Here is a 656-nt window from a genome sequence, read left to right as displayed (position 1 = left end):
GGGCCCCACAGCGGCGTCTCCAACCTGTTGTTCCTCAAGGTTGGATCGGGCATCGGCGCCGGGCTGATCCTCAACGGAATTCCCTACTACGGGAACGTGGGAATTACGGGTGAAATCGGCCATGCGACCATCCACGAACACGGCCTGGTGTGCCGTTGCGGGAACCGTGGATGCCTCGAAACCATAGCGTCCACCACCACCATGATCGAGCTTCTGGGGCGGGGCCAGGACACCCTGTTGACCCCGCAGGACATCGTGCGGAACTGCCTCGCCGGTGACTCCGCGACGCAGCGCGTGGTGGATGATGCCGGGTTAGCGGTGGGCCGCGCCCTCGGAAATGTGGCGAATCTGATCAACCCTGAAGTGATTGTGGTCGGCGGCCCCCTGGCGGGCCTCGGAGACCTCCTGCTGGACCCCATCCGCCGCGGGCTGGTCCGGCATGCCGTGCCCGTGGTGGGCGAGACAACCCACCTCGCCATGTCCTCCTTGGGTGCCCGCGCAGAGGCGCTTGGAGCTGCAGCTTTGGTCTTCCAACACGCCGGTATTACTGCAAGGTAACCAAATCGTTAGCTGGTTCTTGTGTTCAAGTCTTGACGACAAGACGGGTGATCCAGTTTACTTTTTCATCAGACAGCTCCGCCATCGCGGAGCCGACA

Annotated in this window: 1 protein-coding gene; it reads left to right on the top strand. The window is 62.7% G+C overall.

Features of this window, described 5'->3' with window-relative positions; all coding sequences use genetic code 11:
• Positions 1 to 558 (top strand): ROK family protein (locus tag ACFV20_RS36820; RefSeq protein ID WP_385665472.1); only part of this gene is annotated, 558 nt, incomplete at its 5' end.
• Positions 559 to 656 lie beyond the last annotated feature (98 nt).

This window comes from Streptomyces sp. NPDC059696 (genome assembly GCF_042733745.1).
Taxonomy (GTDB): domain Bacteria; phylum Actinomycetota; class Actinomycetes; order Streptomycetales; family Streptomycetaceae; genus Streptomyces.
The sequence above is the reverse complement of the archived record's forward strand: the minus strand, read 5'-3'. Positions and strand labels throughout refer to the sequence as shown.